Raw genomic sequence first — 15003 nt, forward strand, 5'->3', positions numbered from 1 at the left:
AGGGGGACGTGTGGTGATCTTGGTCGGGCCCGAGCCGGACGGCGTGGACGGCCCCATTCCCATAGAGGTGGAGACCGACCTGCGCCCGGCCGCCCACGACGGTCTCGACCTCGTATACGGCGACGAGGCCACCCGGGACGGAGCGGCGCAGCGCGTAGTGCGGGTCGCCCGTGACGCGTACACCGACGCCCTCGATCTGGCCCGCCGGTGTGCCGCCCAGGCGGTCCGCCGGTTCGGGGAACTGGGCGAGGACGTCCGGCCCGACGAGATCGAGATGCAGCTCGCCATCAAGGTCGACGCCGGGGTGGTCGCGCTGGTCAAGAGCGGGGCGGAGGCCCAGCTCCAGGTCACCTTCCGGTGGCGCACCGGGACCGGAGCCGATTCATGACCCGGGCCGCGAACGGTGTGCACATCCTGCCGTACTCGAGGGTGGTCGGGCAGGAGCAGCTGAAGCTGGCGCTCCAGCTCAACCACATCGTGCCGCGCATCGGCGGGGTGCTGATCGCCGGCCCTCGCGGTACCGCCAAGTCCACCCTCGTCCGGGCGTTCACGCTCATGGCGTACGGCGGATTCCCCGTCACGCTGCCCATCAACGCCACCGACGACCGCGTCCTCGGCGGCTGGGACCTCGACGCCCTCATCCGGGGCGAGACCCGCCCGCAGCCGGGCCTGCTGGAAGAGGCGGACAAGGGACTGCTCTACGTGGACGAGGTCAACCTTCTCGACGACCACCTCGTCAACATCATCCTCGACGTCGTCTCCACCGGCGTGCTGTCCGTGCAGCGCGAGGGTCTCGACACCGCGAAGCACCTCTCGTTCGGTCTGGTCGGCACCATGAACCCGGAAGAGGGCGGGCTACGGCCCCAACTGCTCGACCGCTTCGGTCTGATGGTGACCGCCGGGCAGCTGGACGCGGACGCCCGCCGGCGCATGCTCCGGACCGTACTCGACTTCGACCAGGAACTGACGAAGGACAGGTCCGACTGGCTGGCCGCGGCCGAGAAGGACGACACGGACGTCCGGGAGCGCCTGGCGGCCGCCCGCAGCCGCGCCCCGCACGTCCATGTCCCCGACGAGGTCCTGCGGCTGTGCGCCGCGACGGCCGAGCGGGTGGACGCCGTCGGGCAGCGCGGCGAGATCGTCGCGATGCTGGCGGCCCGCGCCCTGGCGGCGCTGGACGGAGCGGACGAGGTGGGGCCCGAACACCTGCGAAGGGTCCTGCCCATGGCGTTGAGGCACCGCAGACCCGAAACCGCGCACGGCGCCGAGTTCGACTGGGGGCCCGATGACGACGCCCAGTTCGGGGACCTCTTCGGGACGGACTGAGGGCGGACCATGGCCACCGACGGGATCCGCGTGGATCCGGACGACCTCACGGAGAGACTCACCCTCGCGCTGACCTGCGCCGCCTTGGACCCCGCCCTGTCCGGCGTCCTGCTCTTCGATCTGGAACCCCGGCTGGTCGACCCGGTCGCGCGCCACTTCGCCGGCATTCTCGGGACTGCCGGGGCGCCGGTCATGCTCGGTGCGACCGGCCGCGACGAGGACTTCTGGACCCGTGCCCGGCTCCACCGCGCACGCGACGGCATCACTCTTCGTGTCGAGCCGGGGCCACTGATAGCGGGTGACGGCCGCCTCGGGGCGCCGCCGCTGATCGTGGTGCCCGATCTGGCCCGGCTCAGCGTCGCCGGCATGCGCGCGGCCGTACAACTCCTGGGTGCCGACGTCGCCGTGGTCGAGCACACCGGTCTGAGCCATACGGCCCGCCCCCGAGGCCGCTGGCTGGCGGCCTGCCCGTCCGCCGACGCCGGACGGCTCAGCCCCCACCTGCTGGACAGGTTCGCCGTACGGCTGTCCGTGGCGGGTCTCCGGCTTCCGCTGCCGGACACAGGGGCGGTCGCCCGCGACACGGCTCCCGCCGTGCCGGTCACCGACGACGCTCTCGACCGCGTGCGCACCCTCCTCGGCGCCGCGTCCGGTGTCCGCAGAGAGCTCGCCCTGGCCCGCCTCGCCCGTGCCGTCGCCGCCCTGCAGGGCGATCGCACCGCAGGGGTCGCGCACTGCGAAGCGGCCGCCCGGCTCATGGGCCTGACCGTGCCGGACCCCCCGCGCCCCACCCCCTCCCAGGCCCATGGCCAGGATGCGCCCCTGCCGCCTGCCGGACGGTTCCGCATCTCGCCGCCGCGCAGCACGGCCGAGGAGACCGTTCCTGCGCGCGAACCGGCCCCCGCGGTGCAGCCGCTCCTGGAAACGGAGCCCGCCGAGCCGATCGGCAGGACCCCCGGCGGTACCCCCGTCGTCCTCGCCACCCCCTTCCCGGAGGACGAGACCGGGGAACCCCGCGACTTCGCGCCGCTGCGCAGCCCATGGCAGCGGACCGTGGGTCCTGCCTCGGCGCGCGGCGCGGTCATCGGCACCAGGCGCGCCGGGAACCTGCGCGACCTCGCCCATGTCCGCACGGTCCGCGAAGCCGCCGTGCACCAACGCCTGCGCCACAACAGGCGGTTCACCATCTCGCCGGTCGACCTGCACAGCCACGTCCGGGCCGGTGCCCCCGAACGCATGCTGGTACTGGTCCTGGACCACACCTGCCGGGACGACGACTGGGACTGGCAGGACGCGCTGACCCCGTTCCTGCAGTGGGCCTACACCGAACGGGCCGCCGTACAGATGATCGAGGTCGGCGGCGCCCGGACCACCGACGAACTGCGGGCCTCATCGTTCTCGGCCCGCAGTGTCCTCGACCCGCACGTGGTTGCCTCCCTGTACCGGCAGTCGGGCCGGGCCACCCCGCTCGCCCATGGCATCGAGGAGGCGTCACGGGTGCTTCGGCGGGCCTTCCGCCAGCACGGCAACGGGCTCGCCGAGGCCTGGGTGGTCGTGGTCACCGACGGCCGGGGCAACGTGCCGCTGAGCGTCAGCCATGGCGGGCGGCCGCCGTACGAGGTGGGCGCGGCCGGCATCACGGACGCGCTGGAGACGGCGCGGCGGATTGCGGCCATGGACCGGACCCGCGTGCACACGGCCGTCGTGGACCCGGCTCCGGCGGCCTACGGACACCTGCCGGGCCAACTCGCCGACGCGCTCGGCGGGATGGTGATCGTGGGGCGTGCCCCCCTGAACGACGAGGGGGACCAGGGTGATCGGTGAACAGCCGCGCGCTCCCCGCTGGATGGCCGAGGCCGGCAGTGCCGTACGCCGAGCCGGACTGCCGGGGCTGACGGCGGCGGTGCGCCGGGAGAAGAGCTCCGTGCTGCATCTGCGCCGGTCCGAGGAGCCGACGGCCGGTCTCGGCAGGACGGACGCCCGGCCCGGCTCCCGGCTGCCGGAAGGCTTCGCACTCCTGCGGGTGCAGCGCAGCCAAACCCGCGACTCCCGGGACGGATACCGGCTGCACGGCTGGTGCGGCTCGCTCAAGGTCAGCTGCGCGCCCGGGCCGACCCGGCTGATCGCCCCGGCCGTCAGCCTCGGCACCCTGAGGCGGGGCGACGGCGAGTTCCCCTCGGAGGTCCTGCGGGCCGTCCTGCACTGGTCGGACAACCAGCGGGCACTCGCCCACTGGATCAACCAGGCCCGGCGACGGCACGGGGCGCGGCTGCGCCTCATCGTCTGGGACGACACCGGGTACGAACTGCCGTGGGAGCTTTTCCGGTTGCCGGACGATCCGGAACTCGGCCTGGGAGGCGGACTGCTGGGCGCCCTGGTCGCGGTCGCCCGCTGGACCACCGTCCACGACACCGGGTACGACCTGCCGCGTGAGACCGGCGCGTTCCATGGCGGCGTCCTCGCCTATCTGCACCGGGACATGGAACGCGATCACATCGCACTCAAGCCCTATGCCCCACGGCCGCACAAGGAGATCACCCCGTTCCTCAGGGCCCTTGAAGCGTCGACGGACCGGACCGGCCTCGTCTACATGGGCTGCCACGGCGAGTACGGCCATACCGTCACCCGACTGCAACTGGCGGGACGGACCTGGGCCGAGTTCAACGGCGAGCAGATGCACCTGCTGCGCAGGGACCACTCCCTGGTCTGTCTCAACGCCTGCCACTCCGGCCGCTTCGTCGACAACCGGGCGCAGGGCGAGGAGGCATTGCGGGGGTTCGCCGAACTGTTCCTGCGCAAGGGGGCGGGCGGCTGCATCGTCACGGCGGGAGCGATCGGGGATCCGGAGGCGCGGGCGATGGTGCACCGACTGGTACGAGAGGTCACCGCCCGGTCGCAGCAGCCTCTCACCGAGAAGCTTCGGGCGTTCCGGGCCGACGCGGTGCGCGAGTTCGGGGGCCTGGCCGCCATCCCGAACGTCCGCAACGACGACGGAGAGGTCGACGCCGTCGGTCAGAAACGGGTCCTGCGCCTCCTCTACGCCTTCATGTTCCACTACTACGGGCACCCGCTCACCACGCTGCGACTCGTCGACCACGACGAAGGACGGAGCAGCTGAGGAGGATGAACGGCCACGCCGCACAGGAGGGGACGGAAGCCAGGGGCGCCGACGAAGCGCCACTGCTGATCGAGCCCGTCGTCGCATGGCCGCGCGAGGCCGAGACCGACTGCGACTACCTGGTCACCGTCGACCTGCGCGGCCCACTGCCGGCCGACGACGACACGGAGCCGAACTGGCCCTGGGCGGAGGAGGAGTTCACCTTCTCGGTCGCCCTGGAAGGCGCCGGGCCCCTCGTGTGCGCGGCCCTCGACGAACCCGTCGTCGTACTCCACCGCTTCGGTGGCACATACGGTCCGGCACGCTTCGCCGTGTCGACGGGGAGCGAGCCGGGGACCGCCTCCCTCTGGCTGACGATCAGCAACCAGTGGGGCGTGCCGGTGCGCAAGGTGGAGCTGCGCTCGGAGATCCAGGGACGTGAGCCCGACCGCGTACCGAAGGCCCGTCCGGTCCGGGAACAGCCGGCGATCACGGTCGAGGAGGAAGGGCCGAGGACGCCGTCCGCCGACCGGGACCGGCGCGGCTTCCGCGGAGTGCTGTCGCGCCTGCTCGCAGGGGGCGCGACGAGCGATCAGTCCGGCCCTGAGGTCCGGGCCGAAGCGCCCGTGCCACCTCGGCGGACCGAACGAGGCGAACAGGACGGACGCGTGACGGTAACCGTCAGCTTCGCCGGGTTCGACCGGGCCTGGGCGGCGTGGATCGGGGACAGGCTGGAGCGGCGGGGCGTCCGGGTCTCCCATGTGCGCTGGGACTCCCCGGCGGAGGAGACCCTGGTGGACCTGCTGCGCGGCCTGGCGCTCGCGGAGGGCCGGATCCTCATCCTGGTCAGTGAGCGCTATTTCCAGCTCGGTCCCCGGACCTTCGAGGAGTGGAACGCGGCGCTGCGCGAGGTGGTCGCGCCCGATCCCGCCAAGTTCGCCGCCGTGTCCGTCACCAATACGCAGGTGCCGGCGGCGATCGCCGTCCTGGCGCCGGTCGACCTGACCAACATGGGTGCGGACGAGGCGGAGCGCCGGCTGCTGGACCGGCTGGACCTGCCGACCCATGGCCTCCCGGCGGCGGACGATTCGCGTGGCCCCCGCTTTCCCGCGGCGATGCCCGCGGTATGGGGCGGCGTACCACGTCGCAACACCCGCTTCACCGGCCGAGAGTCACTCCTCGCCGACGCCCGTCGCATGCTGCAGGAGAGCACGCCCGGCGCGGGCGTCCTCACCCTCTTCGGGATGTCGGGGGTGGGCAAGACACAGCTGGCCGCCGAGTACGTCTACCGATTCGGTTCGGAGTACGACGTGGTGTGGTGGGTCGACGCGGAGAGCCGGGGCACCTGCCGGCGCCTGCTGGCCGAACTGGCACCGCGACTCGGGCTGTCCACGGGGTACGAGTACGCCGAGCGGCTGCGCGCGGTACGGGAAGCGCTGCGCAGGGGCGAGCCGTACTCCCGCTGGCTGCTGATCCTGGACGGCGCGGACGAGCCCGACCAGATCTCGGACCTGGTCCCGACCGGCCCAGGACACCTGATCATCACCTCTCTCACGCCACGGTGGGCCGAGCACGGCAGCCGACTCCTGGACGTGTCCGCCTACACCCGGGACGAGTCGACCGCCTTCGTCCGCCGCCGCGCGCCCCGGTTGACCTGGGCGGAGGCCGACCAGCTCGCCGAGGCGCTGGAAGACCTGCCCCTGCCCCTGGATCAGGCGGCCGGCTGGCTGAACGACTCCGACCTGTCCGTCGAGGAGTACATCGCACTGCTGGAGAACGGCCGATACCAGGACGCCGTACAGGTGTCTCCGGACTTCCCGGTGGCCTTCCGGACCGCGTGGTCGGTCCTGTTGAACAAGCTGCAGGAGACTGTCCCGGAGTCGGTCGATCTCCTCCGGCTGTGCACGTTCTTCGCGCCGGGCTACATCCCGGTGGACCTGCTGCGGGGGATGCCACGCGACGACCTGCCGGAGAACCTGGGCAGGCTGCTCGACGACCCCTTGCTCTGGAACAAGGTGATCAACCAACTGCGACAGTATTCCGTGGTGCGCCTGGAGTCGTACGAGGTCCAGTTCGACGAGACACCCCGCTCCGGGGAGTCGGTGTACGTCCATCGGATGGTCCATCGGATCGTCCACCAGGACATGACGGCGGACCAGATGCGGCTGTACGGCGCTGTGGTGCGGCGCGCGCTGGCCGAGGCCGACCCGGGCCGTCCGACCGACACCCGGACCTGGCGCGAGTACGCGGAGATAGTGCCCCATCTGGGGGATGCCGACGCGGTGCGCGACAAGGACCGCAAGGTGCAGGCCCTGGTGCTCAACGCCCTGCGCTACATGTGGTTCGCCGGCGAGTACGCGGAAGGCGTCCAACTCGGGCGCGAGGCCCTTGAGGTCTGGCGCGAGCTGCTGGGCGAGGCGCACCCGCGGGTCTGGGAACTGACCAACCACTACACCGATCTGTTGCGCGCGGAGGGGCGGTTCGCGGAGACCGAGAGCCTGGACCGGGCGTCCATGGAACACCTGCACGAGGAGCGTGGGGGACAGGACCTGGACTACCTACGGGCGGCCAACGGGCTGGGGGCCGACCTGTGGGGCCAAGCCCGCTATGCCGAGGCCCTGGAACTGTACGAGTGGCTCTACCCTGCCTACCGGGACCTCCTGGGGGACCAGGACTCCCGGACCCTCAACGCCCTGAACAACCTTGGCTTCACGCTGCGGCTGCTCGGCAGGTACGAAGAGGCCCGCAGCGTCGACCGGCAGACCCTGGAGCAACGGCGCTCCGTGCTGACGGGCCTGCACGTGTGGACCCTCTTCTCCGAGGTGTCCTACTCCATCGACCTGAGGCTGCTGGGCCGCTATGCGGAGGCCCAGTCCGTCCAGTCGCGGAACGTGCATGAGTATCGGATCGTCGGCGGCCCGGGCAATCCGGACACGTTGCGGGCCGAGCACAACCTGGCGCTGTGCCAACTGCGAAGCGGGGACCGCGCGGCGGCGGGGGCGCTGCTCACCCGGGTGCTGGAGGGGTACGAGCGGAAAATGGGCGAGAACAACCTCCTCACGCTGTCCGCCGCCGTCAGCCACAGCTGCTTCAACCGTGAGCACGGTGACATCGACCTGGCCCGCGCGACCAGCGAGTTCGTGCTCTCTCAGTACGAGCGACTCCTCCCGGAGGGACACCCGTTCATCATCGGCGCCCGGGCGAACCAGGCCCTGGTCCTGTGCAACGTCGGAGAGCGGGAGCACGCCCGTGTTCTGATGGAGCAGGCGCTCGCCGACATGGCTGTGGTCGTCGGCGACAGCCACCCCTACACCCTCGGTTGCGCCGTCAACGCATCGGTCCTGCGCAACATGACCGGAGAGACGGAGTCCGACGCCGGACTGAGCAGGACCACCGTCGCCCGGGCCACCGAGGTACTCGGCCGCACCCACCCCCTGACTTTGTCGGCCCGGCTTGCCCACGCGGCCGACCTGCGCGGACTGCGCTCCCGCCAGGAAGCCGCGAAGACCGAACAGGAGGCCCTGGCCGACCTGGAGGCGACTCTGGGCAGGCAGCACGTCCACACGCTCTCGGCCCGCGCCCGCAACCGCCCGTACTGGGACTTCGAACCCCAGGCGAGCTGACGGCCGTACACCGAAGGGCCCGGCCCCCCGACGGGGACCGGACCCTTCACCGTGCTCCGAGTGTCTGAGGACTACGCCTCGAACACCTCACGCACCAGCTGCTCCTGCTCCGCCTGGTGGCGCTTCGCCGAGCCCACCGCCGGGGACGACGAGTGCGGGCGGGAGATGCGGCGCAGGCGCTCGCCGGCCGGGACGTCGGCGCCGACCGCCAGGTCCAGGTGGTCGATCAGGTTGAGCGCGATGAACGGCCAGGCACCCTGGTTCGCCGGCTCCTCCTGGGTCCACAGGTACTTCTCGGCGTTCGGGTACTTGTTGACCTCGGCCTGGAGCTCCGCACCCGGCAGCGGGTACAGGCGCTCCAGACGGATGATCGCCGTGTCCGTGACACCGCGCTTCTGCCGCTCGGCCTCCAGGTCGTAGTAGACCTTGCCGGTGCAGAAGACGACCTTGCGGACCGCGTTCGGGTCGACCGACGCGTCGCCGATGACCGGGCGGAACTGCCCGCTCGTGAACTCCTCCGCCTTCGAGGCCGCCGCCTTGAGGCGCAGCATCGACTTCGGGGTGAAGACGACCAGCGGCTTGTGGTGCGGGTTGTGCACCTGCCACCGCAGGAGGTGGAAGTAGTTCGACGGGAGGGTGGGCATGGCCACCGTCATGTTGTTCTGGGCGCAGAGCTGCAGGAACCGCTCGATACGGGCCGAGGAGTGGTCCGGGCCCTGGCCCTCGTAGCCGTGCGGAAGCAGGAGCGTGACGCCGGACGTCTGGCCCCACTTCTGCTCGGCCGCCGAGATGTACTCGTCGACGATCGACTGGGCGCCGTTGGTGAAGTCACCGAACTGGGCTTCCCACATCACCAGCGCGTCGGGACGGGCCAGCGAGTAGCCGTACTCGAAGCCCATCACCGCGTACTCGGAGAGCAGCGAGTTGTAGACGTTGTAGCGGGCCTGGTCCTCGGTCAGGTAGAGGAGCGGCGTGTAGTCCGCGCCCGTCTCCCGGTCGATCAGGACCGCGTGCCGCTGGCCGAAGGTGCCGCGCTGGGAGTCCTGGCCGGAGAGGCGCACCGGGGTGCCCTCCATCAGCAGCGAGCCGATGGCCAGGGTCTCGCCCATGCCCCAGTCGATCGTGCCGTCCTCGATCATCGCCGCCCGGCGCTGCAGCTGCGGCAGCAGACGCGGGTGGACGGTGAAGTAGTCCGGGATGTTGACCTGGGACTCGGCGATGCGCTTGACGGCCTCCGCGGAGATCGCCGTCGGCACCGCGACCGGGAAGCCGTCCTGCGGCTCCTGGACGGCACCGGCGGCAGGCTGCGAGGTGGCCTCGCGGACCTCGGTGAAGACCTTCTCCAGCTGGCCCTGGTAGTCCTGCAGGGCCTGCTCGGCCTCTTCCAGGGTGATGTCGCCGCGACCGATCAGGGACTCGGTGTAGAGCTTGCGCACCGAGCGCTTCTTGTCGATCAGGTCGTACATCAGCGGCTGGGTGAAGGCCGGGTTGTCCGACTCGTTGTGACCGCGGCGGCGGTAGCAGATGAGGTCGATCACCACGTCCTTGTTGAACGCCTGGCGGAACTCGAAGGCGAGGCGCGCGACGCGCACCACGGCCTCCGGGTCGTCGCCGTTCACGTGGAAGATCGGGGCCTCGATCATGCGGGCCACGTCGGTGGCGTACATGGAGGAGCGCGAGGACTCGGGCGCCGCCGTGAAGCCGACCTGGTTGTTGATGACGATGTGGACCGTGCCGCCGGTGCGGTAGCCGCGCAGCTGCGACATGTTCAGGGTCTCGGCCACCACGCCCTGGCCCGCGAAGGCCGCGTCGCCGTGCAGCGCGACCGGCAGGACCGTGAAGTCCGTGCCGCCCTTGTTGATGACGTCCTGCTTGGCGCGGGCGATGCCCTCGATGACCGGGTCGACCGTCTCCAGGTGGGACGGGTTGGCGGCCAGCGAGACCTTGATCTGCTCGCCGTCCAGGCCGGTGAAGGTGCCCGCGGCGCCCAGGTGGTACTTCACGTCGCCGGAGCCGTGCATCGACTTCGGGTCGAGGTTGCCCTCGAACTCGCGGAAGATCTGGGCGTACGACTTGCCGACGATGTTCGCGAGGATGTTCAGGCGGCCGCGGTGGGCCATGCCGATGATGACCTCGTCCAGGCGGGACTCGGCCGCGGAGTCGATCACCGCGTCGAGCAGCGGGATGACGGACTCGCCGCCCTCCAGGGAGAAGCGCTTCTGGCCGACGTACTTCGTCTGCAGGAAGGTCTCGAAGGCTTCCGCAGCGTTCAGGCGGCGCAGGATCCGCAGCTGCTCCTCGCGCTCCATCTTGGAGTGCGGGCGCTCCACGCGGTCCTGGATCCACTTGCGCTGCTTCGGGTCCTGGATGTGCATGAACTCGATGCCGGTGGTGCGGCAGTACGAGTCGCGCAGCACACCGAGGATGTCGCGCAGCTTCATCATCGACTTGCCGGCGAAACCGCCGACCGCGAAGTCGCGCTCCAGGTCCCACAGGGTGAGGCCGTGCTCGGTGATGTCCAGGTCGGGGTGCTTGCGCTGCTTGTACTCCAGCGGGTCGGTGTCGGCCATGACGTGGCCGCGGACCCGGTAGGAGTGGATCAGCTCGAAGACACGGGCGGCCTTGGTGACGTCGTCGTCGTGGGAGGCGTCGATGTCCTTGAGCCAGCGGACCGGCTCGTAGGGGATGCGCAGCGCCTCGAAGATCTCGTCGTAGAAGCCGTTGTCGCCGAGGAGGAGGTTCGCGACCTGGCGCAGGAACTCGCCGGAGGCGGCGCCCTGGATGACCCGGTGGTCGTAGGTCGACGTGAGCGTCATGACCTTCGAGATGCCGAGCTTGTTCAGGGTGTCCTGGCTGGTGCCCTGGAACTCCGCGGGGTAGTCCATGGAGCCGACGCCCATGATGACCGACTGGCCGGGCATCAGACGCGGGACCGAGTGGACGGTGCCGAGGCCGCCGGGGTTGGTCAGGGAGACCGTGACGCCGGTGAAGTCGTCCATCGTCAGCTTGTTGTCGCGGGCGCGACGGACGATGTCCTCGTAGGCCTGCCAGAACTCGAAGAAGTTCAGGGTCTCGGCCTTCTTGATGGCCGCGACGACGAGCTGGCGGTCGCCGTTGGGCTTCACCAGGTCGATGGCCAGGCCGAAGTTCACGTGCGGCGGCTTGACCAGGGTCGGCTTGCCGTCCTTCTCCGCGAACGAGTAGTTCATCGACGGCATGGCCTTGAGGGCCTGCACCATCGCGAAGCCGATCAGGTGCGTGAAGGAGATCTTCCCGCCCCGCGCGCGCTTGAGGTGGTTGTTGATGACGATGCGGTTGTCGAACAGCAGCTTCACCGGGACCGCGCGGACCGAGGTGGCCGTCGGCACGTCCAGCGAGGCGCTCATGTTCTTCGCGACGGCGGCGGCGGGACCACGCAGGGTGACCAGATCGGGACCGTCGGGAGCCGCGGCGGCGGGCGCGGCCTTCGCGGCGGCGGCCGGCTTGGCGGCGGCCGGGGCCGGGGCCGGGGCCGGAGCGGCTGCGGGCTTCGCGGGCGCCGCGGCCTGCGGCGCCACCGGGGCGGCCGGAGCAGCCGGGGCGGGTGCCGGTACGGCGGGCGCGGCCGGGGCGGGCGCCGGGGCGGCCGGAGCCGCGGCCTGCGGCGCCGGCACGGGTGTTGTGGTGGTGCCCGCGGCCCCCGCGGCCGCGGTACCCGCCGGAGCCGAGGCGGCGGGCGCTCCCGGCTTGTAGTCGGCGAAGAAGTCCCACCAGGCACGGTCTACCGAATTCGGGTCCTGGAGGTACTGCTGATAGATCTCGTCGACGAGCCACTCGTTCGGTCCGAACGCGGCCGCGGGGTTCTTGCCCGCTTGGTCTGCGTCGGTCGAGACACTCGAGTTACTGGGGGACTGTGGCGACACGGCGGCAACCGCCCTCTTCCGCTTCACAAGGTTATGGACAGCGGGAATAAACGCTACGCCTTCCGGACCCCGAAGGTCAGGTCGGGCCGGTGCATCGTCGTGTAAGTCACACCAGAAAACGTGTTTCAGGGCTTGAAATGGCGGGAAACAAGCGTGGTTCCGCTGTGAAAGGACGGAAGCGGGCATGGCTCCGCCACGCCCGGTGATCACCTCACCCCGGCCCCCACCGCGACGTGCGGGGAGGCCGGACCTGATCACACGTGTCCGGCTGCGCCGGCGACCGTGCGGACCACAGGTGGATCTTGAGGCTCCGGATCGAACTTTACGTCAACTTGGCACGGATGAAAGCCCTGGGAGAGTGACGATGATCCTGCAGCCCCGGTCGGATTCGGCCACACCGATCCGGCCGCCGTGCAGATCCACCGCCCACCGGGCGATCGCCAGACCGAGTCCGGTGCCGCCGTCGCTGCCGGGCCCGTGCGGCCGTCGTACGGCCCCTCGGTTGAAGCGCTCGAAGACGCGGTGCCACTCCGAGCGCGGAATGCCGGGGCCCTCGTCCAGGACCTCCAGCTCCAGCGACTCCGGCAGCGGCCCGCGCCGTGCCTTCACGGTCACCCGGCCGTGCGGGGGGCTGTGCTTGACCGCGTTGTCGATGAGGTTCGACACGACCTGGTGGATGCGCTCCGGGTCGGCGAGCGCGGTCAGCTCCGGCGGGGACACGTCGAGGTGCAGATGGACGTCCGAGCGGGTGTGGCTGCCGGAGTTCGAGGCGAGGCCGCGTGCGCCGGCGACCATGTTGGCCTCCTTCAGCACGCCCGAGAGGTACGGCCACACCTCGAAACGGCGCTGCCGCAGCGGTACGACGCCGTTGTCGAGGCGGGAGAGGTCCAGCAGGGTCTCCACCAGCCGTCCGAGGCGCTCGGTCTGCTTGAGGGCCGTGCGCATCGTCTCGGTGTCGGGCTCGGCGATCCCGTCGACCACGTTCTCCAGGACGGCCCGCAGACCCGCGATGGGCGTGCGCAGCTCGTGCGAGACGTTCGCGACCAGTTCCTTGCGCTGGCGGTCCTGGGCCTCCAGCTCGTCGGCCATGACGTTGATCGTCTCGGCCAGGTCGCCCAGCTCGTCCCGGCGGTTCTCGCGCACCCGGCGCGTGTAGTCGCCCTGCGAGATCGACCGGGCCACCAGGTTCATGTCGTCCAGCGGTGCGGTGAGCGAATGCGCCACGAACTGCGTTATCAGCAGTGTGGCGATCATCGAGAAGACCGTGATGAAGCGCAGCTCCGTCTTGGTGTGCACCGCGATCATCGACAGACCCGTCGTGATCAGCACCGAGACGACGACGAGCGCGCCCAGCTTGGTCTTGATGGAGAACGGGCGTACTCCGCCCCAGGGCTCCTCGCCAGGGCTCCCGGGACCCCCGGAGCCCCCGGGGCCTCTCGGTCCGGCCGGCCCGGCGCTCATGGCGTCGGGGTCTCCAGCGCGTAGCCCACACCGTGCACGGTGCGGATCCGCTCGGCGCCGATCTTCCGGCGCAGCGCCTTGATGTGGCTGTCGACCGTACGGGTGCCGGAGGCGTCCGCCCAGTCCCACACCTCGGCGAGCAGCTGCTCACGGGAGAGCACCGCGCGCGGGGTGTTGGCGAGGCAGACCAGCAGGTCGAACTCGGTCGGGGTGAGGTGGACGTCCTCGCTGCGCACCCGTACCCGGCGCTGTGCGTGGTCGATCTCCAGTTCGCCCAGGCGCAGGATGCCGGAGCGGGGCGTGGAGGCCGCGATGGCCGCCCGCTCCACCCGCCGCAGCAGTACGTGCACGCGTGCCGCCAGCTCCCGCATGGAGAACGGCTTGGTCATGTAGTCGTCGGCGCCGACCCCGAGGCCGACCAGCATGTCGGTCTCGTCGTCGCGCGCGGTGAGCATCAGCACCGGCACCGGCCGGGCGGCCTGCACACGACGGCAGACCTCCAGACCGTCGAAGCCGGGCAGCATGATGTCGAGGATCAGCAGGTCGGGCTGCCAGGCCTCGGCGGTGTCGACGGCGGCCGGGCCGTCACCCGCTGTTTGCACGAGGAACCCCTCGGCACGCAGGCGGGCCGCGATGGCGTCGACGATCGTGGGGTCGTCCTCGACGACCAGAACGCGGCGCTGGGCGCCCGGAGTCGCCGTCGCCGCGCCGTTGTGGGAGGTGTGTGTCTGCTCCATCGCCCGCCCCTGTGTGCTTTCCGGAATCAGTGGGGTGATCCCATGACTGCGATTGACGCTTGAATGATCCGCGTCAGGGATGCACCCTACGGGGACAGGAGGCGCACTCGCTATCCAGGGCCGACGCCAAGGTGAACGACGTCCGGAACGCCCCGGGCAACCGGCACCTCTTCGGTACGCACCTGCGTGAACCCGGCATTCCACAAGGTTTCTTCGAATTCCGCAGAGGGTTGCGCCGACCATACGGCGAGTACCCCGCCCGGCCTCAACACCCTTGCGCAGCCCGCGAGTCCGGCCGTCGAGTACAGTCCCGCGTTGTCCTCGTCGACGGTCCAGCCGGGCCCGTTGTCGATGTCCAGGCACAGCGCGTCGAACGTGTCGCAAGTCTCATTGACGTATGCGACGAGGTCTTCCTCGATGATCACCGTACGCGGATCTGCGAACGCGCGTGCGGAAACCGCGGAAAGCGGTCCGTCGCGATGCCAGGCGACGACCGCCGCCTCCCGCTCCACGACCGTGATCCGCCCCCAGCGCGGGTCCCGCGCGGCGTGCGCGAGCGAGAACCCGACGCCGAGCCCGCCGATCAGCACCGCCGGCTCCGTCCGCCCGTCCAGGGCCGGGTGGGTGGCGGCCGAGTCCACGAGCAACCGCTCCGAACGCCCGTCGGAGGTGTCCATCAGGAAGCAGCCGTTGGCGATGATCTGCAGGAGTTCGCCGTGTCTGCGCAGGACCACCTCGCCGTACGGCCCTTCGCGCCGGTCCAGGACCACAGGATGGCTGTCGTGCGCGGAGGCCGGGGTAGTCATGTCCGCCATCCTGCCCCAACAGGGCTTTGCCGCCATGCGAATTACGGGTGT

The 15003-nt window shown here is 70.6% G+C and carries 9 protein-coding genes; 5 read left to right on the forward strand and 4 right to left on the reverse strand.

Features of this window, described 5'->3' with window-relative positions; all coding sequences use genetic code 11:
- Positions 1-10 precede the first annotated feature (10 nt).
- Genes ACIRR9_RS28985 through fxsT form a run of 5 tightly spaced genes read left to right on the forward strand, consistent with a single transcriptional unit; the run spans position 11 to position 8046 of the window.
- Positions 11-388 carry a CU044_2847 family protein gene (locus ACIRR9_RS28985; protein ID WP_403757583.1) on the forward strand — a complete coding sequence of 126 codons (378 nt, stop codon included), beginning with the start codon at positions 11-13 and terminating at the stop codon, positions 386-388.
- A complete protein-coding gene (locus tag ACIRR9_RS28990; RefSeq protein WP_403757586.1) occupies positions 385-1326 on the forward strand; it encodes an AAA family ATPase in 942 nt (313 codons plus the stop codon). Before ACIRR9_RS28985 ends, ACIRR9_RS28990 begins: the two co-directional genes overlap by 4 nt.
- 9 nt (positions 1327-1335) lie before the next feature.
- Positions 1336-3150 carry a magnesium chelatase gene (locus ACIRR9_RS28995; protein WP_403757589.1) on the forward strand — a complete coding sequence of 605 codons (1815 nt, stop codon included), beginning with the start codon at positions 1336-1338 and terminating at the stop codon, positions 3148-3150.
- Complete coding sequence (locus ACIRR9_RS29000) at positions 3140-4444, forward strand: CHAT domain-containing protein (protein WP_403757591.1); 1305 nt, start codon at positions 3140-3142, stop codon at positions 4442-4444. The genes ACIRR9_RS28995 and ACIRR9_RS29000 overlap by 11 nt, the downstream gene beginning before the upstream one ends.
- Positions 4445-4449: 5 nt before the next feature.
- On the forward strand, positions 4450-8046 hold the full coding sequence (gene fxsT / locus ACIRR9_RS29005) for an FxSxx-COOH system tetratricopeptide repeat protein (protein WP_403757594.1): 3597 nt from the start codon (positions 4450-4452) through the stop codon (positions 8044-8046).
- Between the two features lie 71 nt (positions 8047-8117).
- Here fxsT and ACIRR9_RS29010 read toward each other — a convergent pair whose 3' ends face one another.
- The 4 genes from ACIRR9_RS29010 to ACIRR9_RS29025 form a co-directional block, all read right to left on the reverse strand.
- Complete coding sequence (locus ACIRR9_RS29010; protein WP_403757596.1) at positions 8118-11948, reverse strand: multifunctional oxoglutarate decarboxylase/oxoglutarate dehydrogenase thiamine pyrophosphate-binding subunit/dihydrolipoyllysine-residue succinyltransferase subunit; 3831 nt, start codon at positions 11946-11948, stop codon at positions 8118-8120.
- A 327-nt stretch (positions 11949-12275) separates the two neighbouring features.
- On the reverse strand, positions 12276-13409 hold the full coding sequence (locus ACIRR9_RS29015; RefSeq protein WP_403757599.1) for an ATP-binding protein: 1134 nt from the start codon (positions 13407-13409) through the stop codon (positions 12276-12278).
- The gene (locus ACIRR9_RS29020; protein WP_123974191.1) at positions 13406-14146 is read right to left on the reverse strand and encodes a response regulator transcription factor; all 741 of its coding nucleotides are present in this window, start codon (positions 14144-14146) and stop codon (positions 13406-13408) included. Before ACIRR9_RS29020 ends, ACIRR9_RS29015 begins: the two co-directional genes overlap by 4 nt.
- Before the next feature lie 110 nt (positions 14147-14256).
- Positions 14257-14952, reverse strand: coding sequence for a spermidine synthase (locus ACIRR9_RS29025; protein ID WP_403757602.1), 696 nt, complete (start codon positions 14950-14952; stop codon positions 14257-14259).
- Positions 14953-15003 lie beyond the last annotated feature (51 nt).

The sequence above is a fragment of the Streptomyces sp. NPDC101234 genome (genome assembly GCF_044767525.1).
GTDB classification, from domain to species: domain Bacteria; phylum Actinomycetota; class Actinomycetes; order Streptomycetales; family Streptomycetaceae; genus Streptomyces; species Streptomyces sasae.

Excerpts from the sequence above, each read along its gene's own strand:
- ACIRR9_RS28990 (WP_403757586.1), top strand. The coding sequence starts at position 385 with ATGACCCGGGCCGCGAACGGTGTGCACATCCTGCCGTACTCGAGGGTG.
- ACIRR9_RS28995 (WP_403757589.1), top strand. The coding sequence starts at position 1,336 with ATGGCCACCGACGGGATCCGCGTGGATCCGGACGACCTCACGGAGAGA.
- fxsT (WP_403757594.1), top strand. The coding sequence starts at position 4,450 with ATGAACGGCCACGCCGCACAGGAGGGGACGGAAGCCAGGGGCGCCGAC.
- ACIRR9_RS29015 (WP_403757599.1), bottom strand. The coding sequence starts at position 13,409 with ATGAGCGCCGGGCCGGCCGGACCGAGAGGCCCCGGGGGCTCCGGGGGT.
- ACIRR9_RS29020 (WP_123974191.1), bottom strand. The coding sequence starts at position 14,146 with ATGGAGCAGACACACACCTCCCACAACGGCGCGGCGACGGCGACTCCG.
- ACIRR9_RS29025 (WP_403757602.1), bottom strand. The coding sequence starts at position 14,952 with ATGACTACCCCGGCCTCCGCGCACGACAGCCATCCTGTGGTCCTGGAC.